The organism is Photobacterium sp. 1_MG-2023 (assembly GCF_030547945.1).
GTDB lineage: Bacteria > Pseudomonadota > Gammaproteobacteria > Enterobacterales > Vibrionaceae > Photobacterium.
In genome coordinates this window covers 19,262-44,862 of the sequence record NZ_JAUORR010000026.1, presented here as the reverse complement: position 1 = coordinate 44,862, position 25,601 = coordinate 19,262, and the positions used below count along the sequence as shown (strand labels likewise).

Here is a 25,601-nt window from a genome sequence, read left to right as displayed (position 1 = left end):
AAACCTGCGGTCGATTGCAGTAAAATTTACACTGTAAATCCAATCCAGACTTTTAGCTGTGTTTCGTGTGTATCGGTTGGCAAACGAACTGATGGTCTCTCAAACAAATCACGCTGGATCTGATTTCTTGTTCGATCACAAATTCTTTTTCTTCAATTCGAACATGTACACCAGGGTGAATCAAGCCACTCACTTCAACACGGGCATTTTCCATTTGTTGCTGATATTGCGCTTGCAGCATCTGCTGAAGTGCTTTCATCTCAGCGAGGGTTGCCATCAATTGCGCTTTACCATTTTCCAGCTTGGTCATGTATTCCGGTGAACGCTTCTCCTTCGGCAGTTTTGACATCTTCATCTGCAAAACAACCAGCTGATGCAAGCGTTCTTCCTGCGCTCTTATCTCAATTCGAGTTTCATCAATCTGAGCTTTTAAAGCCTGGAACTGTCCCATTAAATGAATTTGGGTTTCAACACCAGCCTCTGCACCCAGTACGCATGCACGCACGCCACCATCCGCTTCAATGCGTCCGCCCGTAATACTGCCATGCCGTTGTGCAATATCAATCACGCGAACTTCACCTTTTGCCTGCACCCAACTATGCGCGAGATGAAGATGTAACTCGGTATCCCCCCCTGAACTGATGTGAGCATACTGAGCAAATCTTGCTGCCACTTTGCCTTCTGCGGTTAACGTGCAGTAAACAGGCTTTCCATCCTGCATCCGACCAATCACGCCGCTCGCGACTGTGATATCCCCGCCCGCACTCAGTTCAGCAAGCTCAACAACCCCGGTGATTGTAATATTTCCGGCAGCCTGAATTTTCATCCCGGGGCTGACATCACCGTACACCAACACGGCGCCGTTGAAATCAATATGGCCTGTTGTGACGTCGACACCATTCAGCGTCATCACTTCATCAACCGCCATACCGGCTGTACCATGTCGGGGCATGCCGTCACGGGTTGCAATCAAGAGGTTTTCGTCCTCCTCTGCCACACGCACCCCGATTCCGACATCGAAAGCAATGGTTTTTCCTGCCACCGGAAGAACCGCCTTGCCATGAACATCATAACCTGGCTGACCAAGTGTGGGCGGCGTTCGGCGCATCAGCGGTTGTCCCGCAGACACCGTAATCTGTTTGCCCAAATCACGCATATCCACCTTGCCGTGATCGCTGTCTTGTGGCGCGAGAATGCGTGTTGAAGCGTCTGGCACGAGGGCTTCAAACTGTGTATCAGAACCATGGATTGCTGGCCGTCCGGCTGCAATTTTCAATGAGAATCTTTCACCAGGGGCAAGTTCCCAGCTTTTTTGCAGTAAGAATTGCAAGCGTTTTTTACTGACGCCACGGACAATCGCATGGGATTTCAGAATTGAGACCAAATTCTGGGCCGACAGTTTCTCGCCACCAAATGCTCCGGTCAGCGTTACAAAAGCAAACATGTGGTCTTCTGAAATCTCGATTTCAACGGCCACATCTTTCCGCTCAGCAATCCTGAATGCGGATTCACCGGACATTTCTGGCTGGCTGAGAAACAAGATCACCTGCTCAACCGCATCGTCATCGATCTGAAAATCATGATAGGGAGACTGGGCTAATAAATCCTGTATGAGTGTCTGATCCAGCTCGGGGAAATCCCCCGTCTCAGGTTTTCTCACAATTAAGCTAAGGCCAGCACCTTCAGGTTCGAGCGTCAGCAATGAATCCAGCATGAAGGGCTCCTTCTTCCTTATCAATAACCGTTATCGGGCGAAATCATACAGAAGTTTCAATCCCGTAGACATAGAAGGAAGTCACACTTCACACAAACCCAGAAAAGACAAAGACAAAGAAGCGAGCAAGGTCAACCTTACTCGCTTGTCGGTAGGTGTAGTGCCTAAAATTAATCGACAATTAACCAGTTTAAGTCATCATCCGTTAACCAATCATCCGGATGAAACTGGTAAACACAAGGTAAATGAACGTCATTATCCCCAGAGGATTCAGCTGTCAGATAACCCTCCAACAGTCTCAGGCCCTGGACCTGGAGTTGATATGATGCCGCCAGGTCCAACGGGACCATCGCGGAAAAATAGATACAATTTTTGCTGAGTTTATTGAGCCGGACTTTTAACCCCAAACGATAACTTTCAGATGGATTCAACTCATGACGCGCATGTCCCTTCTTCAATAAACGAGCCGCATGTCCTCCCGACACAAGGCTAAATGTCATATTCGGTTTTGCAATCCGCAGCCCGGATTCAGACCAGGCTCGCATCGCTTTACTTTCTAGCTTAACGAAACTCATATCCCACCCCTTAGCGCTTCATCGGGTCTGCCGACCATCATTATTATTCTGTGCTTGCAGGTGAATCACCAAGACAGACAAGCTTCAGTATGTTTCTCGTGCTCAGGTAAAATAACTCTAGTCTAATTTTGCTGTTTCTGTGGTTGTACCTTGTATTTTTTTTCCACTCAATACCGCGCTATGTAAGTGAATACTTACCCGAAATCACCTGATTAATCACGGTTCATTGGATCTACCAATACTGAGCAGAAGTTTGAAAATCATGAAAGGTACTGATTTACAGTGTAAATCATGCTTGCGTCAGATTTACACTGTAAATAGAGGTTAATCGGTCAAAAATGGAAAAGAATTGGCGACAAAATTTCTTAAAAATAACTCAGCTTGTTTCCGTCCGGTAAAACCAAATTGCACAGAAATGTCTGCCCAACTTCGACGTTGGAGCACTTTAGCAACAAGCACATCCATCCCTTGATCTGAAAAAAACTGCCCGGCTTTGATTCTGTGTTGCAACCACAACGTTAGCTGGCCGACAATCAAATCGTATCCAAGCCCGCCATGTGAAAAACGCTGAAGCTGTGCCTCAGTTGAAGCTGGTATCTGAGGTAAAGAAACGTCATTGAGCGCCTGACGATAAAGCGGCAGAAAGACATCAACATCCAATTGTTGAAATTGCTCGCATGCTTGCGCCATAAAATTAATGGCAAAAGATAACTGTGCCTCGTGAAACCATCTGTTTGCCACAGTCGACAGCGGTAATACCATCAGCAAAGAGTGGCACCCACTGGCGGCATCTTTCATCACACCCAAGCGGATGGGCGTATATCCGGCCTTCTCCCAAAATGGCAGTAACTCACCACTCGCAGCAAAGCTGGTTCCCAGGTAATCCAGCGAATGGTGCTGAGCCCATTTCAGGATGCATTGCAGCAAGCCAGCGCCAACCCCAGATCGCCGAACATCATCATGAACAGCAATCCGCAAAATTCGGGCGCAATGTTGGTGGGCCGCTTCCGCAATACCTAAATGGGCAGCAACGGACTGTGCGAGTAAATGCCCTTTGGGTCTGCGTTGCCCGTGAGCGATCGCTTCAGCCAAGTGAGCTGGGAAACCACCTTCTTTTGAGACGAGTGCGCAGCCAATGATTTGATCATGGCTGAGTGCAACGAACACAGAGACCAAGGGATCATCAAGTAGCTGTTTCAGATCAGAAGGAGACGTCTGATAATGCGCGTGTACCAAAAGCCCAAATAAATGTTTCAGCCACGCCGGCTGAGACATCAGCCATGCCGAATCAACCTGCTGATACGCAACCGAGGATGAATCAACAGGCAGGGATAACAAGGCGGGTTCAGCATCCAGCAATAGCGTATCAAACAGCCAAGCTTCAAGGGGATCATCATCTGCCCAACGGATAGGTTGTGTCAGCGTCATCGCACGCCATTGCGGGGTGGCTTTATTCAATACCGCTTTGAATTTGATGGCAAAGCCTCGGCCAGTACCTTCATAACCATGAACTGTCGAGGCAAACACCACCCGGGAAAACTTCACTAACATGCGTTGCAGCAATGGCGCGGGAATCGCTGCGGCTTCGTCGACAATCAGCAAATCCACTGCCGGTGCTTCAGCCAGCAAATGATCGGGCGCCATAAATTGAAGGCGGCTACCGTGCGTATTCAGGCCAGTTTCTCCTTGGTACGGCATATCCAACATACGAGCAGCATGCTGAAACAATGTTTGTGTTTGCCGCTGTCTGGGGGCAGTGACAACAATCTGCCGTGGTTTTTCGAGCATCAGGCTCGCCGCCGCGATACCCAGCGCTGAGGATTTTCCGCGCCCGCGATCGGCTGTCAGCACCAAAGGACGACGCCGATGTCCGGTCACGACACGTCGAACCGCCTCGACTGCCTGAAACTGTTCTGCACTGCGACAGCCATCGGGAAAACAAAGTTCAGCGGATTCGGCATCATCACATTGCTGATTGGGTTCTGGCAGCACGGGTAAAACGGCTGTGCCCGATACGTCAAAACGAAGTGGCATAATTTCAGGCAGATGAAGTTGAGCAAAGAAATGCTGCATGAAGGGCGTTTGCCAGACTGGCGGGCAAGTTTCAGGCAGCAAGAAAACCAGCACGCCACCACCGCGAACAGTACCAGCCACTGCAGCCAGCGCCTCAAGAGAAAACGCATCATGCAGATCAACGACCAGAGCTTCGCAGTCCTGACCCAGCCAGCCGAGTGCTTGCTTGGTCGTCACAGCCTGAAACCCTGAAGGCGCATCATCGCCAAGCCATAAACAATCCGTGTACAGAGAAAGCAGTGGCTGGACAGCCTCCCTCGCCTGTTCAGCATCACTTTCAATTCGTAGCATCAATCGATGCCGGGACAGACGCGCGCGGGTAACGAACTCAGAAAAAAAACAGGACAGATCAGACATACAGGCAGGCCTCTGAAGCCATAAAATCATGCGTGAAAAACTGGCCTGTATACTATCAAGACGCACAAAAAAAGCCACGTCAGTGACGTGGCCATCTCGGTGTGATTCGGTAAACCGAAACGATTACTTCAGATAATCGGCTAAATACGCCAGAATATGTTCAGCCTGCTGCTCTGATAACTGGCTGAGTTTCAACTGTAGTTTATCGCCATCTCGCACATAAGACGCCTGACCTTTGATCAGCTCAACAGCCTGCGGCTTAGATTCTACGGCAGTCGAAGGGCGAACTTTTTCGCTCAGCGCCTCAATATGATGAGTCACTTCACGGGTGATTCGGGTGATCCCTTGCGCATCAACCCGCTGCCAGACCGGCTGTTCTTGTTTCGACAATGCATCCACAAACGCTTGCTGCTGTTTTTCATCTAACGAGAAATACATTTTGTGCAGCTTCACAATCGTTGGACGTCCCAGTTCACCCACACTCGGATACGCCATCAACAGCTCCATCGGCAGGCTGGCAGCTTTCAACGCCCCACTGACCAATGCTTCACTGCACTGACAATAGCGTGCAAGTGCTTTCTGATCTGAAACTTTACCTGTTGCCAGCAACGCCTGCATTTCTTTACCGCGTTCAAACAGCGACAAAGGCTTATGCGCGTTCGCCACATCGGACAGGAACTTCGCGTGATCGCTCTGTATACCGCTGGCCACATAAATCAGAAAGTCCTGATTCGCCAGAATACACGCCATTCGGCGACGGCTACCATCCAAGACTTCAATCCGACCATCTTCCAACCAACGACCAACCGCAGGGTATTGCTGTCCGCGGTCTTTCAGCGTAGTCAGAATATCGGCCAGCGCATGCTCATTCAGAAACGCCTGTTCACGGGCATTTTGGGCAAAAACCTGCGTTTTGCCTTCAATGTCACCCGCATTTACTTTCACCAATTCAAAAGCAACCGTCTTTTCGCCGGCCACGGCCAGCTCAATCACTGCCGCTTTATCCTGCGCTGCACTTTGCGCTTCTGCGACGGTGGTTGCACGGCGCTTATCTGCCTTGCCAAACAGACGGGCATTCAGATCGTTTGTTTTTATCGCCACCTGTTATTTCTCCTGGTTCAAATTCGCCCAGTGACTGTGCATGACACGTTCCAGCTCGAGGCCAACCCGCTGGATTGCGTCCTGGGCAGTCGATAAAGTTTTCTTGCCCCCTTCAAAATCTGACGTCGTCAGATCGAAAACGGTACTGTAAGTATCCGCACAAGTTTCGAAAGCACGGCTGCGAGGCACAGTCGCCATCATCACCTGTTCTTGCAGCAGGTAGTTCATCTCAGTCAGAACCGAAACCTGCTTCTTGTTATCATCTTCGAACATGGTTGGAATCAAACGGATAAACTCCAGACCATGCCAGTCTTCCGGGAACATCTCATAAACGGTTGGTAAATGCTGGAAGAAATTAACCGTCGATGCCCAGTCCAGGCGCTTCGCAGCACAAGGGATCAACAACGCATTCGAGGCATACATCGCATTCCAGACCAGCGGGTCAATGTGTGGACCCGTATCAATCATGATGATATCGAATTCATCTTCAATCTGGTCAATCACCCGCTCTTTCAGCAAACGAACAATATCAAGATTCTGATTCACCGCCAGATCCTGCCATGCATCTGCGTTGAACATGGCATCTTCCGGGAAAGCCGCAATGGTTTTCAGGTTTGGATATTGCGTTGGCATGACGACATTATTCATCATGAATTCTTTATCTGTAGCCTGCTCTTCCGGAATGTTGCCCAGCATGACATCCACGGCAGAGTAGATGTTTTGCTGATCACCAATGCTGATTTGCGGGTTCAGGAACAAACGCAGTGAGCCCTGTGGATCCAGGTCAATCAGGCAGATACGGTAGCGCTTGTCGAGATCCAAAGCCAGACAAGCAGCCAGATGAACGGCGGTCATCGATTTTCCCGTCCCGCCTTTCTGGTTCTGAACATTCACAACCCATGGCTTGCGCTTGCCACTCTGACGCTCGTGGAATGCCGACCGTTCTGCCGCGTCCATCAGCATATGTGCTTCATTCAGCGTAATCGAATAATGATTGGCGTTGTTCTTTGTAAACTGATGTCCCTGGGATTCCATACGGGCAATCGCTTCATCCAGCTTACGACGGGTCAATCCGGAACGCGTTTCCATCAAGGCTTTCGACATTGAAGGGAAGTGATCTTCTCTTCTCTCTTCCAGTACAATTTCAATCCGGTCCGCCTGGACCTGTTTCGTCTGCTCTGCAATTTTGAGCAGGTTTTCAATTGTCTCTAACCGATTCATGTTGTTCTGTCACCCTAAGCGTGTGTTTGACAAAATTGTACAACATAAATGTTTAAAAACAACAAAAAGCTGAACATATAACGTGACAAAGTCCTCAAGTAAAAATTATGTCAATTCTTATTAAAGCCGTTCAGGCTAACAAAAACATCACATTTTCACCGTCTCTCAGGACGTGTGCTTCCTCCTAGAATTATCTCAGATTTTAAATGTCACAGTGTCACAAATTTACAATGTAAAACCAGCAAACCCTAAAATGATACGGGAAGCCTGATCATCTGTGGCTAAAGTACGAGCCTTGTCATTTCAACTTGAAAAAGGCTTTCCATTCGTGAGCGTAACGGGTGAATGTCATGAACAAAATGCTTTCGGTCAAAAAACAACCAATGGGAAGGGCAGGAAGTCTGACTCAAGACTCAATCCCCTTGATCATCTTTCTGAGCGTACAGACGATATACGAAACAATGATCAAGGTCATTTCTGATATATTCATCAACAAAATTCAAGACACTTTGCACACTCAAGGATCGGATCAATGATCAAGTAGCGATCAACAAAGTCTGAATCCTTTGACTCATCCCGGAAGCATTAAGATACACCGCGAAATTACGGTAGATGCCCGATATACTTGAAACAAAGCCTTGAAGGATCCGCACAACCGGGCAATGAAGGCAGTGATTCGTCCATCCGGTGCAGGTTGAAATGACATTCTGGTTCACTTGATCATTTTTCCATTACCGGACACATGTAAAAGCGGTCTGGCTTTACGGTCATTGTCATTTCGAAAACGGTGAAAATATCATCATCCCACGCAGGTTGAATCACGGCGTCGCAGAAATCCAGTCAAAAACGCATCCACTTGATCATCGTTCTTAGCTTCAAACCCAAATAATTGGCCTGAAATCAGTCGATTTTTCATCTTCACGATCTCATCACAGCAGAATCAGATGTATAACTCTGTGGATAAGCTGTAAAAACGCGTTGATCATCTTTCAGACGCATGAATGATCATGCTTTCAACGTTACAATGATCATCATTCCGGGTATGTGATGATCATCGTTACAAGGATCGAATGATCAACGTTCCGAGTTGCTATTGATCATCTTTCCGGATCCGACATTTTTTTACTGTCTTAAAATCATCAACTTACGCATTTTTTACGCTTCAGATCATAAGATCACATTATCAATTAGATCTTTAAAATCAAAAAGATCATGATTAAGAGCCAATCTTAAAAAAAGCTTTCTTTCTTGGAATATTTTTATTATTCTTTCCGGAAAGATGATGAATTTACGGCAAGTGGCAAATGAACCCCCAAGTAACTCGTGATGAGAAGTATGACGAAAAGATCCTGATCTCTGCACCGCGATCCCACAAGGATGGGCACTTATTTGCCATTCCTTCAGCGCTGATCGACTGGATGCCACAATATCAGCATTTTAAAGGTGTCACCCGCAGCATTATCGAGTTACTGAATCTGATCTCTCTTCGCGGGCTATCCAGCCAGGATGGCATGGTCTCTACCACTGAACTGGTGGAAGCCACGGAAGGCCAACTGACCCGTGCTGCCATTCAGCAACGCTTACGTGCTGCCGTCAGTATCGGTCTTTTTATTCAGCAACCGGTCCGGTTTGAAGAAGGACTGGCTGGAAAGACCATGCTGCATCATTTTATCAATCCAGCCTTGCTGATTTCTCAGCTGGGCACATCCAGCCTGCATTCGGATCAGAGCAAAGAGAAAGAAAAACAGAAGCGCTCAAAAGCCTTGGCACAAAATGTGGTGAATAAACGTCTGCTGACTGAGCATGGGCTAGGCACGCCGCCGATGATGCCGGATGAAGCCGATCAAATTGTTGTCTCACCCACCAGCTGGGCCGGGATTATTGACCAGGCATTGGCGCCCCCCCGAACCAAGAAAAATTATCAGAAATCCATGGTCGCAATCTCGGGGACACGAGCCATCATCGAAACCCGTTCTTCCAAATCGATCATGACCGTCGACGACATGATGACCCTGTTTGCGTTGTTTACACTGACGGTCCAGTACCATGATCATCATTTGCCGGAGTATGAGCTTCAGTCACGGCATATGAGTAACAAAACGCCGATCTATATTACGGATATTCTGGCACTGCGCGGAAAGAAAGACAGCGGGCCAGCCCGCGACTCGATCCGTGAAAGTATTGACCGAATCGAATTTACCGATTTTCAGCTGCATGAACTGACGGGACGCTGGCTGAGCGAGAATATGCCGGAAGGATTTAAAAGTGATCGTTTCCGCTTTCTGGCCAGAACGATTACCGCGTCTGAAGAAGCACCTCAGGAGGGGGAAGACGGCGAAATCCGGATCAAACCGAATCTTTACATTCTGGTCTGGGAGCCTTCTTTTTTTGAAGAATTGCTTACCCGGGATTATTTCTTCCTGTTCCCACCGGAGATCCTGCGTCAGCATACGTTGATCTTCCAGCTGTATACCTTCTTCAGAAGCCGTATGACGCGTCGGGGACATGACAGCATGCTGCTGAGTGAACTGAACCAGAAACTGGCCAGAAACATCGAATGGCGGCGATTTTCGACGGATTTGATCCGCGAGCTGAAAAAACTGGCAGAAGGCAAGGTCACCGAGTCTCTGTTTGCGGTTAATTTGTGGGGGTATCACCTGACGATCAGTCCGGCGGAAGGCAAGGCGTCCCGATATCCGGATTACACCATTGAAATCAAATGTGATGCGGAAGAAGTGATCCGTTTCTCTCGTGCCAAGATGCACAATGAAGGGAAACGATCGCTGGCGCCCACCATGCCGAATCCGCTTCGCAATGAAATTCTGCCGCGTCAGGAACTGGAACAGCTGTCAGAGATCATTGATGGCGAATTTGAACCGATTCAGCGCAAAGAAGGGCGTCCGAAAGGCCGGTTGGGGCGTCGCGTGAAGCTCAGAAAGCATCTGGTGGAGATTAACGCCGACGAGCTGACCATCGTCCTGTCGAAATATACCTCTCAGGAGGCGCTGCAACGCAGTATCACGGCACTTTCTGCCATGTCCGGTCATGCGGTCAGCGTTATCACAGAAGAGTGTCAGGGCTATCTGGATAAGCTGGACTGGCTTCGGGTGGGCAGTGACGTCGTCCCTTATGAAACGCTCAGTAAAACCGTAGAGCTGTTTAACAGCCAGCATGATGAACGGCATTTGTCGATTGAGCGGCTGATTTCCGGACTCGCAGTTCGCCGGAAGGTGTGCAAGTTAGTCCATGAAGGCCATATGAATGAGCAGGTGCTGGCGGCGTTGGATGATATTGCGAACGGAACTTAGGAAGCAAAATCAAAGTTTTCCGTTCCGTCAGGGGGTTTTGACAATTCGATGACATAAGGCACGGAAAAATAGCCAAAATAAACCTTGATATAACCTTTGTCCCTTTCGATGAGAAAGGTAACCCCTGGCAAGGATGGCGGGCCGGTTATCTTGTGAGTCTCTCGAAAATGCAATATGTGAGTTTATTGCGAGCCTGTCCCGGCTCGCATTTTTTTTTGCCTTTTTTTGTGTGATGCACTGCTGCACATCATGATTGCGTCGCTCAGGGCTGCGATCTGACCAGCCTCAGAAATCCCCCCCAGATATTGTGATTTTGATAGTTCGCATGGCCGTTATGATTCGGATAAAGCTCATTGACCAGATTGAAGTTGTAGTTGCTGAAACTGATCACAGCATATTGCTCATCATCACCCCAGCTATCGCTCACAAAGTACAGCGATGTGTAGTTAACCAGCGTCTCTTTTGCCTGACTTGTGACGTCATCCGGCTGATTTTGCCAGTCTTCTGACAGCGTCTTCAGGTGTTTCAGTTCAGTCAGTGTCTTTTTGGGATAAACAAACGCCGTGTAAAGGGCAGGGGAGCAGTCCGGGTTCATTATGCTCATCAATTCATTAATATCCGGGGCACGCCAGGCATGCTGCCTTTCCCCCAGACGCTCATTTTCCTGACCGATCAGGATGGCCTGACTGGCCATCGTGCCCGTCGGACTGCCACTGTCGCGAACAATGGTGGCATCGCCCGTGCAGCTCTGCTGATCCGCGCTGAGCGCTTGTCCCACAGGGCAGAATTGCCACTGCAGGCCAGTTTGACGATCGTTGATCACTTTCAGATCCCCGCTGGCAGTGGGGAGGATCTGGGTTTCAAAGCGTTCCTGATCTTCCTCATAGCCCTGAGTACACACCCGTTGCAGGTTATCGCTTGCCTGTGCTGTCCACCCTGAAGACAGGCCGAACATCAAGAGGGCTGCTTTTTTCATGGTTCTGTCCTTTTTCATGGTGCCTGAAATCCGTCACTGACCAGCATGATCAGATGCGGTTCCTGATTCGCCGTCATGTCGTTACTTCTCTGGGTAAGCATTCTGACGGTCCGGGTCATTGATTTTTCTGCCAGCGGGTGATGATCCGCCGTCCAGAAACTCCGGTAAATGGATTCGTAGTGGGTTTTCCCTTGATCATCTTTCCAATTGAAGTAGGTTGTTTTGAGGCCTTGATTGTTCGGGAAGTAGTTGGTATCCAGCGCAATAGCCTGATCACCCTGCAGGTTCATCAAGCCATACAGCTCTGCCTGTGTGGGGAGTCGCCAGTTATCCAGCCCGCACAAATTACTGGCATTGACCCAGGCCAGCTGATTGGCAGCCGTACACTGTGAACGCTCAGAAACCAGCTTTCCTGAATCCGGGTTATAGCAGGTGCCGTTGAAAGGTACCGCATGCGCTGCACCATCCATGGCAAAGTAATATAAGTCATCTTGCAGGGTCGGGTTTTCCAGATCCGTGGCGGATTTGGTTTCCCAGATTAAACCTGTGTTGGCATCGGCCACACAACTGAACTTCAACTGTTTCCACGCCAGATCCTGTCGGGGCAGGCGCTCCCCCTGAGCATCCAGTTTGAGGTATCGGGCACCCAGTTCTCCATCCCGGTTGCTGTTGAAGGCTAACCCGCTGACCGGATCACACTGGTTTTGCGTATCCCGGCCGCGGGTACTGTCATCTCCAAGAATGCCTTTGGTGATCCGGGTGTCATTGAGTACGGTTTTGCCCGGCGTGTAATGGATTACCGCACTCAGGCTTCCGCTTGGCGTTCCAATGCGGATCTGGTAAGCCTGCCATTTCTCCAGTCCGCGAATCGTTGCACGGGTGTGTGTGGTCCGTGCTTTGTGGCTGGCGGTATCAACCGTGCTGAAATTGGCGGTATCCCATGCCAGCGTGTATTCGCTGACATAATCCTGCGCTGGCCAGTCCAGCGTCAGCCAGTGTTTGCCGGTTTTCGGATCCACGCCCTGACCCACCAGCGCAATCCCGGTGACCTGATCATAACTTAGCTGACCGCTGCTCTGGCAGATGGGGGCCAGATGACTGTTGGGATAAACCTGAACCCAGCGTCCTGGTGGTGGCTGATTGTGGAAATAGGCCGCATCCGGCACCGAGTCTCCGAGCAAACCCGTGGCTGCTTTAATGATGTGAGAAACATTCCGATCCGGATATTGAATCAACAGATCAGACAGCCCTGAGTTTTCACCCACCTGAGATTGCAGAATATTCAGCGCCGGGATCAGATTATTGTTTGACACAATACTGTATTCGGCCTGCATGTTGATGTTCACCAGCTTGAGTAAATCCTGATAAAAACCCGCATTTTCAATCAGATCAATCGTTTCTCCGAAGAGTGACTGTCTGGCTTGCAGCGCAGCGAACGCTGCCAGCAGCTCGGTCTGCTGGCGGGGAAATCCGGCCAGCAGCTCATCAATCGCTGCGATACTCAATGGTTTCCAATCGATAAAGGCACCATAGCTGGCCAGCGTGACTTTTTTCAGCAGCACTTCCTGGGCCGTGGAGATGTATCCGACATCCGTCCGGCTGTATTCATGGCTTTCCAGAATGCCGTCTTTGTTGCTATCGCGGGCCAGTAATTCACAGAAGGGCCCGAGTACGGAGCGCAGTTCGACATTAGACGTCTGATCCACAATTTGCAGCGTGAGCAGATCCTGCAGATTGTCGTCGGTGATGTTCCCCGCCCAGGATTCTCCGGTCAGACCCGGTGAGCATTGCTGAATAGCGCTGGCGGTATCATGGAGCCGTAGGGTCACTTTGTACGTCTGCTGGCCACTGACATCGAGCCGCTTGCTGTGTCGTCCTTCGCTGTCTTCCAGCGTTAGCGGGATCACACGGTGCGGTCGTTCGGGCTTGTAGTAGTACTCGCCCCGGGTATCGTCATTGGGTTTTGCCCCAATGAGTACGCTGAGCCGTGCATGCTGCAGTTCGGCAGGGAATTGGCCGCTCAGAGTCAGTGTGTATTCCGGATAGAAAGATTCCTGCCAGCGATATTCACCACTCAGGGTATTCAGTTTTGTTCCTTTCTCCAGGGCTGCATTGAGCTGGGATTCGACGGTTTCTCCCAGTGTGATATTTCGTTTTTCAGCCAGTTTCAGGTAGAGCTCGGTGACCGTTATCGATGGGGACGTCGCTTTATCGCGAACCAGTTGTGTGACGAGCTGTGACTGCGTCAGCCCCAGTAATGGCAGTGCCGCAGAGGCGCTGTCCGCAGGTTTTGCCTGTGTCTCAGCCAGCAGCTGAGAGAGATCGCGCACCAGCGCCTGATTCAGGGTGACATCCGATGCCATCTGAATTTTGGCGGCTGTTTTTTCAGATGTTGTGAGTGACGTTTTTCCCGTCAACTGCCGGGCGACGGCATCGAAAGCCAGGGGAGCCGGAGACAGTGCGAGCGGCAGCAACTCCAGATCATCAATCAGCTGATTGCGATCGCCGTCCAGCAGCAAGATCTGGTCGATTGTCGGCAGCGACTGACTGAACACCTGCTGGCGGTCATCTTTGTCCGTCGCGGTCAGGGTCAGTGGATTCTGCTGCAGCCATTGTCTTAATGTCAGGTCGAACTGATACGCACCGTTCTCGGTCGTTTTGACTTCAAGCACAGATTGTCCGTCACTGAGCTGGACTTGATACTGCTGCCCGCGATCGCCGAGAACGACACCAGACAAAGTTATTGCAGTGATTGGATCGGGCTCAGGATTTGGCGCCGGATCCGGGGTGGGATCTGGTGTTGGATCCGGTTTGTGGGGGGGGACCGGGTCGGGCGTCGGATCCGGCGTCTGGCCTGTATTGGGTTGCGACGGCGAGCCGTCGTCCGGATCAGGCTGTTGGGTCGAAGGGGTTCCGGAACTGGTGTCGCCATTTCCCCGCACGGGTTCCACGTTACAGCCGCTGAGCCCGGTCAGCAGGACTGCGCTGATCCATATTTTCAGTGCATGTTTCGAATGAATGTTCACTTCACTTTTTTTCCTTATCTGGGCCGCTCATCGCCAGGTCGCAATGATTTGATACTGAAGTTTCAGCTTGATGTGTCATAAGTGACTCGGTTTAGTTATTGATTTATGGTTATTTAGCGTTTTTTTGCAGGTTTGCCGAAGATACTATTGAAACTGATGTTGAGAATCAATATCATTCGCGTCAGTTTTTTTATCCATTGATGGAGTGAATGATGAATGTGTTCTCAGCCCAAATGATCCAGCGTTACCTGAAAGACGAAACCGGCGCGACTGCCATTGAATACGGCATTCTGGCAGCGGGTCTGGCCGCAGGGATTCTGGCGATTTTTGGTTCGGATGGTGTGTTTGTCACGGCCCTGAAAGCCAAGTTTGAAACGATCATCAAAGATCTGAATATCAGCGAAAATGGCTGATACCGGTCTCGCTGTCGCTCAGGGACTGGCCGCACTGATGTTTTCCTGGCTGGTGGTCACCGATGTCACCGAGCGACGCATTCCCAATCTGGCCATCGGGGTCTTGTTGATCATTGCGGCCATCCTGGTGCCGTTTAGCGGCACGCAAGTCTTGATCTCTCTGACTTGCCTGCTGGCCGGACTGGCGGCCTATGCCAAGGGATGGCTCGGGGCCGGCGACAGTAAGTTACTGGCCGTCTGTTTATACGCTGCGCAGGATCACTGGCTGAACTGCCTGCTGATGACCGCTATGTTTGGCGGTGGCCTGAGTTTGATATATCTGGCGCGGAATCGCTGGTTACCGATATGGAAGCCAGCGGATCCGGCAGCGTGCACCGTGCCTTACGGGGTGGCGATTACGCTGGGCGCATTGACGTCGACCCCCCTTGATCATCTTTCCGTGATGGGCTGACTGAACCTCTGAGAGTTCCAATCATGAAAAAAATATTGTTATTTGTCATCGCGACGGGCGCGCTGTTGACGGCCCTTGCTTTTGTCTGGCTTCAGGACGGCAGGTCTGATGAAGCGGTGCAGCAAGCGGCTTCGTCTGTCAATGAACCGGCTGCTTCTGAACCCACACGCAACCGTGCCCGGATTCTGGTGGCGGCACGTCCGCTTCAGGCTGGCGCACTGTTGAGAACCGAAGATCTCCGCTGGGCGGATTTACCGGCCTCAGACGAAGGCAACCTGCCCGGCCTGTTCCTGCAGGGCTTTATTCAGCCGGAAAAGCTCTCGGGTAGTCTGATGACCCGAACGGTGCAATCCGGTCAGATCCTGTCGGCAGAAGATGTGATCCGCCCGGAGCAGAGTCATTACCTGTCTGCCATGATGGCACCCGGTACGCGTGCCGTCACGCTGGCGCTGACACCGGAAGCGGTCAGCCATGGCCTGCTACGTCCGGGCAACCGGGTGGATGTGATTCTCACCAGTCAGAATGAGAACGCCAGCAAGCTGGTTGAGGGTGAAACGGTGTCCGGCTTGTCTGCGGAGCAAGTGTTGTCGGACATCAAATTGCTGGCAATTGAAGCGCAGCTGATCGATCTGGGCCAGCGTGGTGCTGCTGCAACGGCGCAATCGGGCTTTGATTTGGTCAATGTGACTTTTGAGCTGTTGCCGGAAGAAGCCGCCACACTCTTGCTGGCCAATAAACTCGGTGATTTGTCACTGGTTCTGCGGGGGCGTCGTTCGTCTCTGGCGCATGAGGAGTCCGTCGCGCAGAAGGTTGTCTGGGCCGAACAGGTGTCTCAGAACCATAACCCGAAAGCAATTCCCACCCATGGCGTTCGTATTGCCTACGGCAAATCGGACGATGCCAACAAAAATCAGGACAAATCGTCCGGCTCATCCAACTAAGGCTTTCCTGACATGCGTGTTTTCTTTTTGATGCTTTTTGTTGTTCTGGCCGCTCAGGCGCAGGCAGCCCAATCTATTATTCTGAAGCCGGATCAGTCCCGCCTGTTGCGGTTTGATCAGCCGGTGAAAGATGTCTTTATCGCCAATGGTGAAGTGGCCAAATTACACAGCCCGTCTGAACAGCATTTGCTGGTTTATGGGATGGCGGTCGGAAAAACCGATCTGGTCATCACGGGTCATCAGGGCCGGACACTGGGCCATTATGAAGTGCGTGTGGTGGCTGATCTGACGCCATTGGCGCAGTCAGCCAAGCGGGCATTTCCGGAGACACCACTCACGTTCGAATCAACGGGGAACGCCATCATTGTGTCGGGTGATGTTGCCAGTGCGCAGCAGGCCCACGATATTCTGTCGATGGCATCGGGTTTTGCCAGAGGGCTGTTCTCGGATGACGAGAAGCAAAATCTGCAGAACCGGGAGCGTTCCACCAATGAACGCCCGGAAGATGCTGTTCCCGGTGGTGGCGGCGCGCAGTATCCGCATGTGGTGAATCAGCTTCGACTTGCCGGTTCCGATCAAATCAATATTTCTGTGCGAATCATCGAAATGGAACGTTCAACCAGCGAGCAACTGGGTGTGCGCTGGAGCGCCATCGGGAAATATCTGCAACTGGGCGTTTCACCCGGCAATCTGTATCCCACCCCTGCCGACAACAGCATTCTCGACAAAGATACGGTGCAGATTGACGCCATTATTGATGCGCTGGTTCAGAACAACTTAGTCACAGTCCTGGCTGAGCCCAATCTGACGGCGAAATCCGGTGAAGCGGCGACCTTCATGTCTGGGGGCGAATTCCCTTTCCCGGTGGGCAATGGTGACGATGGCCCGGAAATTGAGTTTAAGAACTTCGGTATCTCACTGGGCCTGACGCCGACCTTGCTCAGTAATAAACGTATCAGCCTGACGGTGTCGCCGGAAGTCTCGACGCTCAGCCGCGAAAACAGTGTGTCTATCGGTGGCGTGGTCGTCCCCGGCATAGAAACCCGCCGGACCACCACCACGGTTGAGCTGGCGGATGGGCAGAGCTTCGCGCTGGCCGGACTGGTGCGCAGCTACCGTAATCAGAATGTTGAAGCCCTGCCGTTCTTAGGGGAGATCCCGATCCTGGCACCATTTTTCAGCAGTACCTCGTATGAAGAAGGGGAGAGTGAGCTGGTAATTATTGCCACCGCCCGTTTGGTCGAACCCACCAGCAACCCGCTGGAGCTGGCCACCCCGCTGGATTATTTCCGTCCGCCAAGCCGGTTTGAGCGGCTGTTTTTCAGTGACTTCGGTGAGCTCAGTCCGCCGGACAATACGCAGCAGACCACACTTTTTGGCCAGTACGGCTACAGCTACTGAGGGCAGAGACCATGATGAAACTGAAAACAAACCTGTTCGCCCTGCCGTGCGTGGCAGTGGCGCTGACTGGCTGTGTTGATCGCCTCGATCACTGGGAAACTGCAGATCCGCACGCTGCTGATTATCAGGAGTCCGTTCAATACCGGGTGGGGGCGGCACAGGTCCAGCCTTCTTTAATGGCAGTGGTGCGTCCGCTGGCCGAGCGACTGGAAGACGGTATGCTCAAAGTCAGTATTTCCGGCCCGGCTCCAGCGCTCAATTCGCAGCAGTTGTCCGTACAGTTGCACGAACTGCTGGCGATGCCTGCAGTGGTCAATGTGATTCCCGCCACGCAAACCGATTACCGGGTTGATCTGGCCGTCTCTCTGATGCCGAACAGCTGCCGTTATCAGCAGGGGCCGATGGCAGTCTCGGTGAATGTCTGTCTGCAACGGCGCAATCAGTATCGCGCCATGACCACCACAGCACACTGGTATCAGGGGGCTGCCTATGAAGTCACGTCAAGCGCACTGGATATTGGTGCCGTGCAGCGCCTTTATGACGACAAGATTAAACATGCCAGCAGCCTGAGCACCACAGGGGAATAAATCATGAGTGAGCAACAGACGATCGTCGTTTTCGCACAAGATGAAGCGACCCGAGACACCCTGACACAAATTGGCGCGCAGTTGCCTGATGTGGCGATCACCACAACACGGGGCGATTTGAAAGCCGCTCAGGCGCACTGCCTGAAATATGGCGCCCCGGATATTCTGATCGTCGACGGCGGGGATTGCCGCCATTTGGATCAAGAATTATCCGAACTTGCACAGTGCTGCCCACCGACAATGAAACTGGTGGTGCTGGGGCAGCATCAGGATCTGAATCTGTATCGTCGCCTGATTCAGATGGGGGTCAGTGACTATCATGCCACGCCTGTGGATGCCGATGCATTGCGTCTGAGCCTGCTGACATTACTGGCGCGTCCGGCTGCAGCACCGCTGCGCCGTGGCCGGGTGATTGCTGTGGTTGGCACGGGCGGTGGCGTCGGGACCAGTACCGTTGCGGCGAATCTGGCCTGGCTGCTGGCCCGTGAGCATCATCAGCAAGTGGCACTGTTCGATCTCAATACCTTCCACAGTGCGCATCCAATGCTGCTCGGGGCGGATTATGAGCCCTCTCAGCATTCTATTTTTACGGATGCGGAGCGGCTTGACGAAACCTTGCTCGGGCATGCGGCCCATCAGCTTGAAGACGGTCTGCATCTGTTTTATGCACAGAACGGCGATCTGGATACAACTCAGGGCCTGGATGTTGCGCGCAGCGTAGCCATGGTGGCCGGTCATTACAGTACTGTTGTTGTCGATCTTCCGGATTTACGCGATCCGGCTTACCGGACGCTGGCGGCGGAAGCGGATGTCTGCCTGATGCTGCACGATCACAGCCTGAGTGCACTGAGATTGCTGAACCTGTGGCAGCATCAGCCTGTCAGTGCGCATCAACGGCGTTTGCTGGTGGCGAATCAGTGCCGCAGTAAATCCAGCCGGGTTCCGGAAACCGAGATGGCAATGGCGGCCGGTATTCACTCGCTGATGATGCTGCCTTTTGATGCTGCGGCTGTGATCAAGTCTGAACAGCAAGGTCAGGCGCTGGTTCAGGTGGGTGGCAAACTTGCCCGTCAGTTGCGGAAACTGAGTCAGGCTGTGATGAATGGCAGTGCATCGGCACCGGTGAAACGGAGCGCGGCATGATGTTTGGTAAGCAGAATCAGCCCGCTCTCGCACGGGAAGGGGAGCTGCTGGCAATGTCTGAGCAGGCCAGAGAAGCTTTTTACCAGCAGGTAGAGCCTTCTGTCGCAGCGAAGCTGTCTCCGCAGGCCTTGTTCAGGCAGGTGAGTGATGCCTTACATACCATCGCCGCCCAGAAATTATTGCCTTATAACGCGACAGAACTGGCTCGTCTGACACAGCAGATGGTGGATGAAATGATCGGCATTGGCCCGATTCAGCCCTTGCTGGACGATCCCAGCGTGTCGGACATTCTGGTGAACGGGCCGCACAGTGTCTATGTCGAGCGCAACGGCAAGCTGGAGCGAACCCGGATCCGCTTCCATGACAAACAACATGTTCTGAACGTTGCGCAGCGGATTGTGAATGCGGTCGGTCGGCGAGTGGATGAATCCACGCCCATGGTCGACGCCCGACTGGCGGATGGCAGCCGGGTCAATGTGATTGCCCCGCCGCTGGCCTTGCACGGTACCACGATTTCGATCCGGAAATTCCCCGCAGGTCGTCTGACGCTGGATGCGCTGGTGAGCCATCAGAGTCTGTCGCCGGAGATGGCCCGTTTTCTGGCACTGGCGGCCGAGGGACGGTTCAACATGCTGGTTTCCGGCGGAACAGGTTCGGGAAAAACCACGCTGCTCAATGCCCTGAGTCAGCATATCAGTGAAGACGAGCGGATCCTGACCATTGAAGATGCAGCAGAGTTGTCGCTGGATCAGCCCCACTGGGTTCCACTGGAAACCCGGAATGAGAGCGCAGAAGGCAAAGGAGAGGTGACGATCCGGCAACTGGTCCGGAACGCGCTGCGGATGCGTCCGGATCGGATCATTCTCGGGGAAGTCCGGGGCTCTGAAGCGTTCGACATGTTGCAGGCAATGAACACCGGCCATGATGGATCCCTGTGTACGCTGCACGCCAATAATCCGCAGGATGCCATGATCCGTCTGTCGAACATGTTGCAGATGGGCGCAGAAAAACTGTCGGAATCCATCATTCAGTCCCAGATTGTCAGTGCAGTGGATCTGGTGGTTCAGCTCGAACGTATGCGGGATGGCAAACGCCGGATCACCGCAATCAGTGAAGTGGCCGATGTGCAGCAGGGCAGAATCCTGATGAAGCCTATTTTTCGTTTCCGCTACCAGAAAGTGGATCGGACCGGAATCGAAGGTGTATTCGAACCCTGCGGGATTTCAGAAGCCCTACTGGAAAAAGCGGCTCAGGCTGGTCTGGATCAGGCCTTGCAGGCCTGCTGTCAGCCTTCCGCAGCAGCGGAGGTGGCGGGTGAGTAATCCGGCATTGATGAGTTTCCTGATCATTTCAGTCTGGCTGATGGCAGTCGGATACGGGTGGCACAGGCAGCGTCAGCGGACCCACTGGCAGCAGCAGGCCCGGCGATACAGTCCTTATCGATTGAAAGCGGAGGCATCGTCTGGGCGCAGCATGCCGGAATGGTATCTCACCATGGCGACCGTGCTCGGTGCCAAACGGATGCAGTTCTGGCAGCGTGTGGTTCCGGCGGCGGTGATTGGAATGACAGGATTGCTTCTGGTGAATGGCATGAGCGCCGCGGTGGCGCTGGGCTTATCGTTGACGGTGACCGTGCTGGGCGTTTGGTTTGTTTATCATCAGCTTCAGCAGCAGGCACTGGATGCGTTCCGGAATCAATTGCCGGAGGTGATCGACGGCATGATCCGTGCGGTACGGGTGGGTGCGCCGATGGCCGACACCTTTGCGGTGATTGCTGAGCAATATGCACAGGCCGATGATCAGCGGGCCGTGGTGTCGCGCCTGTTTGGTCAAATGCATGATGAACTGTCGGTCGGACAGCCGCTCACAGAGACGCTGTCTCGGGCAGCGGCACGAATGCCGGTGGCCGAGTTTCGGTTTCTGACCGTGGTCCTGAGCTTGCAGCAGGAAACCGGGGGCCGTCTGTCTGAAGTCCTTGCCCAGCTCGGTGCCACTTTGCGTGGCCGGAAAGAGCTGCAGGCCAGTGTGGCCAGCATTACTTCAGAATCGCGCAGTTCTGCCAAAGTACTGGCGGCATTACCCGTGCTGATTGTGCTGGTGCTGTTCAGTGCGGGCCGGGAGCATTTCGATTTTCTGATGGCAACCACGCAGGGCCAGATCGTGCTGGCATATGTGGTCGGCAGTGTGTTGTTTGGCTTGTTTCTTATCCGTCGTCTGACGCAAATCAAGGCTTAATGCGATGTTTACTTCTTTGATGACCACACATCTGCTGTGGTTCGTGACTGCGATCTGGCTGTTTGCCGGGCTGGGCGGATGGCTCTGGTTGCAGCAACGTGAACAGGCCTGCTGGAAAAGTCAGCGAGAGCGCTATACACAGGGTTCGGGCCCAGTGCTGCCAACGGGCAGACAGCACTGGCTGGCTCAGATCGGACGCCGCTATCCGGTGTCCGGGACGGAAAAACAGCGACTGATGAAAATGCTGGCAGAAGCCGGGATTGATCCCGATGACAGCGTGGCCAGAGTCTGTGGTGCCAAACTGCTGGGCGGTCTGATGACCGTGGCGGTTGCTTTCATCTGGCGCTGGCAGGGGGAGTTTACGGCGATGCTGCTGATGGCCGTGCTTTTTGCTTATGTGCTGGGCTCCAATGTACCGGAATACTGGCTTCGCAACCGGGCGGCCCGGGTCAAAGCACAGCAGCGCCGGGCGGTTCCTGATGCAATTGACATGCTGGTGATTACGGTGGAAGCCGGTTTATCGCTTGACCGGGCACTGGAGCGGGTTGGACGTTATCTGCAAACCTCTGAATCCCGGCTGGCAGAGCAGTTTCTGCGAACCCATGCCGAAATTCAGGTCATGGGCGATCCGGCGCAGTGTATGAAAAAGCTGGCGTGGCGGACCGGTTTGCCGGAACTGGAGCGACTGGCATCCACATTGGGGATGGCCCAGCGTTATGGCTCGCCACTGGCCGATACCATGCGCACGATCAGTCACGAAGCCCGTCAGATGCGCAAAATGGCACTGGAAGAACAGGCCGGAAAATTACCGGGCCGGATCACGCTGATTCAGATGGCTTTCATCATGCTGCCGCTGCTGGCGCTGATCATTGCCCCGACACTGAATCTGCTGATCGACAGCCTGAGTTAACCCAAGGAATTGAATCATGAACACACCTCAATCTGCCCGTTTGCTGATCCGAAACAGTCGGCATCTCTGGATTGCGCTGGCTGCTCTGGCGCTCAGTGCCTGCAGCAGTCATGCCGATAAAGTCGCAGCCAATACCCAGACGAATGCCATGGTGGTGGCGCAGACGGCTTTTGATTCTCACCAGTACGCGAAAGCGGAAACCCTGTTTCGTCAGTTAGTGGATCAGGCTGCAACAGCGGCGCAACCTCTCCCCGAGCAAGCACTGCTGATGCTGGCCCGCAGCCAGTTCCAGCAGGATAAAAAGCAGGCTGCGCGCAATACCCTGCAGCAATTGCTGGATATGCGTGGGTCGAAGGCGGCGGAAGCGGCGGATTATCTGGGCAAATTCAGCCTTGATGATGGCAAAACCGATCAGGCTCAGGCAGCTTATCGGCAGGGACTGGCGCTGGACGGGCTGACGGGGGCTGAAGAAGCCCGGCTTCTGAACGGACTGGGCGTGTCTTTGCTGAATCAGAACAGCTACGCGCAAGGCCGCGAAGCATTTGAACGCGCAGTGGTACTGGCACCGGATGAAGCGTCCTATCGTTCGAATCTGGCGCTGGGTTGGCTGATGGACGGACAGATCACAAAGGCCCGGACGGTGTTTGCACCTTTGCTGCATTATCAGCAATTACCTCCACGCGTTGAAATGAATTATGCCTTGCTGCTGCTGGCGGAAGGGCAGGAGCAACAGGCGCGGCTGATTCTGTCACGCTACCTGTCACCCACGCAGGTGGATCATGACATTCGCCAGTTGGCGGATCGACTGGCGACAATCCGTCAGCGTGCGGCCGGTCAATCCTCATGAGTCAGCTGTTTCGCCGCAGACAGGAGGGCGTCGTCAGCCTGGAAATGGCGTTTCTGCTCCCTGTCTTTATCGGATTGCTGCTGTTGTTTGTCGATGTGGTCCGGGTGCACTGGCAGTACAGCACGCTGGAGCACGCGATGCGACAGGTGCTTCGTGAACATATGGTCAGCAGTGTTCAGGGGAGTCTGCCCAGCGCCGCAGAACTCAAGCAGGACATTTCCGGAAAACTGGTCGGCTCGCCTGCACTCAGTCTGTCGGTAACCCGCTATGGATCGCTGGCCGAGATGCTGGCGGCTGACGACGGACTTGAGCCGGGAGAATCAGTGCCGCTTGCACCCTCTGATCCCGTGCTCAAAGTGACCGCCAGTCTCAAACCAGCCATGACAATCTATCCGCTCTTTATTACCGGGGCCCGGACGCTGGAATACCAAACGACACTGATCATGCTTTCAGACAGGATGCCGGAATGAACAGACAGAATTCGAAACGCATCTGCCTGAATGCGCCGGGGAAACAGTGCGGTGCAGCCAGTGTTGAGGCCGTTTTTATTTTTGGCTTTCTGGTGCTCTTTATTCTGGCGTGTTCCGATTTGCTCAGCCTGCTGCGCTTACAACAACGGCTCGATAATCTGGCTTATAACCTGACTCAAATGGCTACGATGACCACCTTCACGCCAAATTCAGATGCCGGCAGCCCCTTTTCCTACTACGGCCGTTATACCCGGCAGCAACTGAAAGCCATGACCGCAGAGAACATGCCAGACAGCCAGTACGGGATGTCGATGCAATGGCGCAATCTGGCAACTGGCGAGGCAGTTGAATTGATCGCATCTGGCAATTGTGAGGCATACAGCGACTGGCCAGCTTTGAGCCGGGGGATCTTTATCCGGGTGTCGGTTTGTTTGTCACCGGGCGAAATCAGGACTGGCAGTTGGGTGAGTGAGTGGGTGCTCGGGAAAACGCTGCGTGCCGGTTACGTACAGGAAATTCAATGAAAGCTTCATTTTTTCGTCAGCAGGGGGCATTTTCTCCCGGCTTTATTCTGATGTTGGTTGGGGCCGTGACTTTTGTCGTGACCACCAGCAGCATCATCCGGGCTTATCAGGATCATGATCGGCTCAGTGGTGTGGCCGACATCGCGCTGCTGTCGGCTTCCGACAGTGATACACCTGCGAATGATGTCAGTGCCTTACTCAAGGCCAATCGTCTGCAGGCCAACGCGCAGATTCAGGCTGGTGAAGCGGGGGCCAGTTTACGGCTCACAAGCCAGAGTCAGGACATCCCGATAGGCGTGAAAGCATCGACCCGCCAGGTGCAAAGCTCGGTTGAAATTGCCGTTGTGATTGATATTTCAGAGTCCATGCGCGGAGAGCCGCTGAATCAGGTGAAGCAGGGGCTGGAAGACTTTGCCGAAGTGCTTTACGCCAAAGAACGGCGGAATAACAACCGGGTGATCAGCCTGGTGCCCGCCAGCGGTTATGTGAACATTGGTCCGCATCCGACGTTTTTTGAACCGGCCAGTCTGTTGCCACCATTCAGTTTGCAGACCTTATTTTCGGAAAAGAACTGGGGCAACTTTTTACACCCATCTGTACCTGGCCGTAGCCGGGATGCGTTTTGCGCATTTCTCCCGGAAGACGTCGACGATATCTCTAAATCGGCTCAAGTGACTTCCCGTTGGATCCGGACACTGGAATTTGCACCGGGGCGCGGGCCGTCGATTCGGTTGCATTTTTCTACCCAGCGGCCCGCGGTGACAAAATATGCAGATGGTACACCGCTGAAAGCCGCTTATCCGTCAGATAATCCGGCCGATCGCTATCGGGAAGATGCGCTGGCATCGCTGGGGGTGTTCGACGCTGCTGATTGCGGCGTCAGCCCGATCCTGGCGATGGCCCGGACTCAGCACGAATATCAGCAGGGGATTGCGCAGCTTTATCCGGGCATGAATACCAATACAGCAGAAGGGGTCCTTTGGGCGTGGCGTTTATTGTCACCGCATTGGCGCGGATTATGGCGAACAGAGCTGGCGGAATTACCACGAGATTATGAGGCCCCGAATACTGTGAAAGTGATGGTCTTGCTTTCTGACGGTGAGCATAAAGTCAATCCAGCCGTTCGGGATAAAAAACAGGTCGCTTTGTGTCGTGAAATGAAAAAGCAGGGCATTCAGGTCTTCAGTATCGGTTATGGCAACAATGCGCAGATTGTTCGTCAGTGTGCCGGTCCGGATGGATACTACGCCGCCAATGAGCGAAATATCCGGACGGTGTTCAGTGTGATTGCCAACACCATCAACGACATTACGCTGGTGAAATAACCG

The 25,601-nt window shown here is 52.8% G+C and carries 21 protein-coding genes; 14 read left to right on the top strand and 7 right to left on the bottom strand.

Annotation, left to right across the window (positions count from 1 at the left end; genetic code table 11):
- Positions 1-52 precede the first annotated feature (52 nt).
- The 5 genes from Q4579_RS18550 to Q4579_RS18530 form a co-directional block, all read right to left on the bottom strand.
- Positions 53-1,714 (bottom strand): DUF342 domain-containing protein, encoded by a 1,662-nt coding sequence (locus Q4579_RS18550; protein ID WP_303566197.1) that lies wholly within the window; start codon positions 1,712-1,714, stop codon positions 53-55.
- Between the two features lie 170 nt (positions 1,715-1,884).
- Positions 1,885-2,289 carry a hypothetical protein gene (locus Q4579_RS18545; protein ID WP_303566195.1) on the bottom strand — a complete coding sequence of 135 codons (405 nt, stop codon included), beginning with the start codon at positions 2,287-2,289 and terminating at the stop codon, positions 1,885-1,887.
- Positions 2,290-2,613: 324 nt separating this feature from the next.
- Complete coding sequence (locus tag Q4579_RS18540; protein ID WP_303566194.1) at positions 2,614-4,653, bottom strand: tRNA(Met) cytidine acetyltransferase TmcA; 2,040 nt, start codon at positions 4,651-4,653, stop codon at positions 2,614-2,616.
- Positions 4,654-4,842: 189 nt separating this feature from the next.
- Positions 4,843-5,820, bottom strand: coding sequence for a ParB/RepB/Spo0J family partition protein (locus tag Q4579_RS18535; protein WP_303566192.1), 978 nt, complete (start codon positions 5,818-5,820; stop codon positions 4,843-4,845).
- A gap of 3 nt (positions 5,821-5,823) precedes the next feature.
- Positions 5,824-7,041, bottom strand: coding sequence for a ParA family protein (locus Q4579_RS18530; protein WP_303566191.1), 1,218 nt, complete (start codon positions 7,039-7,041; stop codon positions 5,824-5,826).
- A 1,304-nt stretch (positions 7,042-8,345) separates the two neighbouring features.
- Here Q4579_RS18530 and Q4579_RS18525 point away from each other — a divergent pair.
- Positions 8,346-10,349, top strand: coding sequence for a replication initiator protein RctB domain-containing protein (locus tag Q4579_RS18525; protein WP_211651009.1), 2,004 nt, complete (start codon positions 8,346-8,348; stop codon positions 10,347-10,349).
- Between the two features lie 262 nt (positions 10,350-10,611).
- Here Q4579_RS18525 and Q4579_RS18520 read toward each other — a convergent pair whose 3' ends face one another.
- A complete protein-coding gene (locus Q4579_RS18520) occupies positions 10,612-11,325 on the bottom strand; it encodes a DUF1566 domain-containing protein (RefSeq protein WP_303566189.1) in 714 nt (237 codons plus the stop codon).
- A gap of 14 nt (positions 11,326-11,339) precedes the next feature.
- The gene (locus Q4579_RS18515; protein WP_303566188.1) at positions 11,340-14,351 is read right to left on the bottom strand and encodes a DUF1566 domain-containing protein; all 3,012 of its coding nucleotides are present in this window, start codon (positions 14,349-14,351) and stop codon (positions 11,340-11,342) included.
- 212 nt (positions 14,352-14,563) lie between these two features.
- On the opposite strand from Q4579_RS18515, the gene Q4579_RS18510 reads away from it, so the two are divergent.
- Genes Q4579_RS18510 through Q4579_RS18450 form a run of 13 tightly spaced genes read left to right on the top strand, consistent with a single transcriptional unit; the run spans position 14,564 to position 25,598 of the window.
- Positions 14,564-14,764, top strand: a complete 201-nt coding sequence (locus tag Q4579_RS18510) for a Flp family type IVb pilin (protein WP_249199455.1) — start codon at positions 14,564-14,566, stop codon at positions 14,762-14,764.
- Complete coding sequence (locus Q4579_RS18505; RefSeq protein WP_303566186.1) at positions 14,757-15,215, top strand: prepilin peptidase; 459 nt, start codon at positions 14,757-14,759, stop codon at positions 15,213-15,215. Before Q4579_RS18510 ends, Q4579_RS18505 begins: the two co-directional genes overlap by 8 nt.
- A 23-nt stretch (positions 15,216-15,238) precedes the next feature.
- Entirely contained in the window at positions 15,239-16,156 is a 918-nt protein-coding gene (gene cpaB / locus Q4579_RS18500) for a Flp pilus assembly protein CpaB (protein WP_303566185.1), read from the top strand.
- A 12-nt stretch (positions 16,157-16,168) separates the two neighbouring features.
- Positions 16,169-17,557 (top strand): type II and III secretion system protein family protein, encoded by a 1,389-nt coding sequence (locus Q4579_RS18495; protein ID WP_303566184.1) that lies wholly within the window; start codon positions 16,169-16,171, stop codon positions 17,555-17,557.
- Between the two features lie 14 nt (positions 17,558-17,571).
- Positions 17,572-18,144: a hypothetical protein gene (locus tag Q4579_RS18490; protein ID WP_303566183.1), complete on the top strand. Its 573-nt coding sequence runs from the start codon at positions 17,572-17,574 to the stop codon at positions 18,142-18,144.
- 3 nt (positions 18,145-18,147) lie between these two features.
- Positions 18,148-19,287 (top strand): P-loop NTPase, encoded by a 1,140-nt coding sequence (locus tag Q4579_RS18485; RefSeq protein ID WP_303566182.1) that lies wholly within the window; start codon positions 18,148-18,150, stop codon positions 19,285-19,287.
- Positions 19,284-20,609, top strand: coding sequence for a CpaF family protein (locus Q4579_RS18480; RefSeq protein ID WP_303566181.1), 1,326 nt, complete (start codon positions 19,284-19,286; stop codon positions 20,607-20,609). Before Q4579_RS18485 ends, Q4579_RS18480 begins: the two co-directional genes overlap by 4 nt.
- Complete coding sequence (locus tag Q4579_RS18475; RefSeq protein ID WP_303566179.1) at positions 20,602-21,522, top strand: type II secretion system F family protein; 921 nt, start codon at positions 20,602-20,604, stop codon at positions 21,520-21,522. The genes Q4579_RS18480 and Q4579_RS18475 overlap by 8 nt, the downstream gene beginning before the upstream one ends.
- 4 nt (positions 21,523-21,526) lie before the next feature.
- Positions 21,527-22,432 (top strand): type II secretion system F family protein, encoded by a 906-nt coding sequence (locus tag Q4579_RS18470; protein WP_303566178.1) that lies wholly within the window; start codon positions 21,527-21,529, stop codon positions 22,430-22,432.
- Positions 22,433-22,448: 16 nt separating this feature from the next.
- A complete protein-coding gene (locus Q4579_RS18465; protein WP_303566176.1) occupies positions 22,449-23,279 on the top strand; it encodes a tetratricopeptide repeat protein in 831 nt (276 codons plus the stop codon).
- Positions 23,276-23,749, top strand: a complete 474-nt coding sequence (locus Q4579_RS18460) for a TadE/TadG family type IV pilus assembly protein (RefSeq protein WP_303566174.1) — start codon at positions 23,276-23,278, stop codon at positions 23,747-23,749. The genes Q4579_RS18465 and Q4579_RS18460 overlap by 4 nt, the downstream gene beginning before the upstream one ends.
- Positions 23,746-24,273, top strand: a complete 528-nt coding sequence (locus Q4579_RS18455; RefSeq protein WP_303566173.1) for a hypothetical protein — start codon at positions 23,746-23,748, stop codon at positions 24,271-24,273. The genes Q4579_RS18460 and Q4579_RS18455 overlap by 4 nt, the downstream gene beginning before the upstream one ends.
- A complete protein-coding gene (locus tag Q4579_RS18450) occupies positions 24,270-25,598 on the top strand; it encodes a VWA domain-containing protein (RefSeq protein ID WP_303566171.1) in 1,329 nt (442 codons plus the stop codon). Before Q4579_RS18455 ends, Q4579_RS18450 begins: the two co-directional genes overlap by 4 nt.
- The last annotated feature ends 3 nt before the right edge of the window (positions 25,599-25,601 follow it).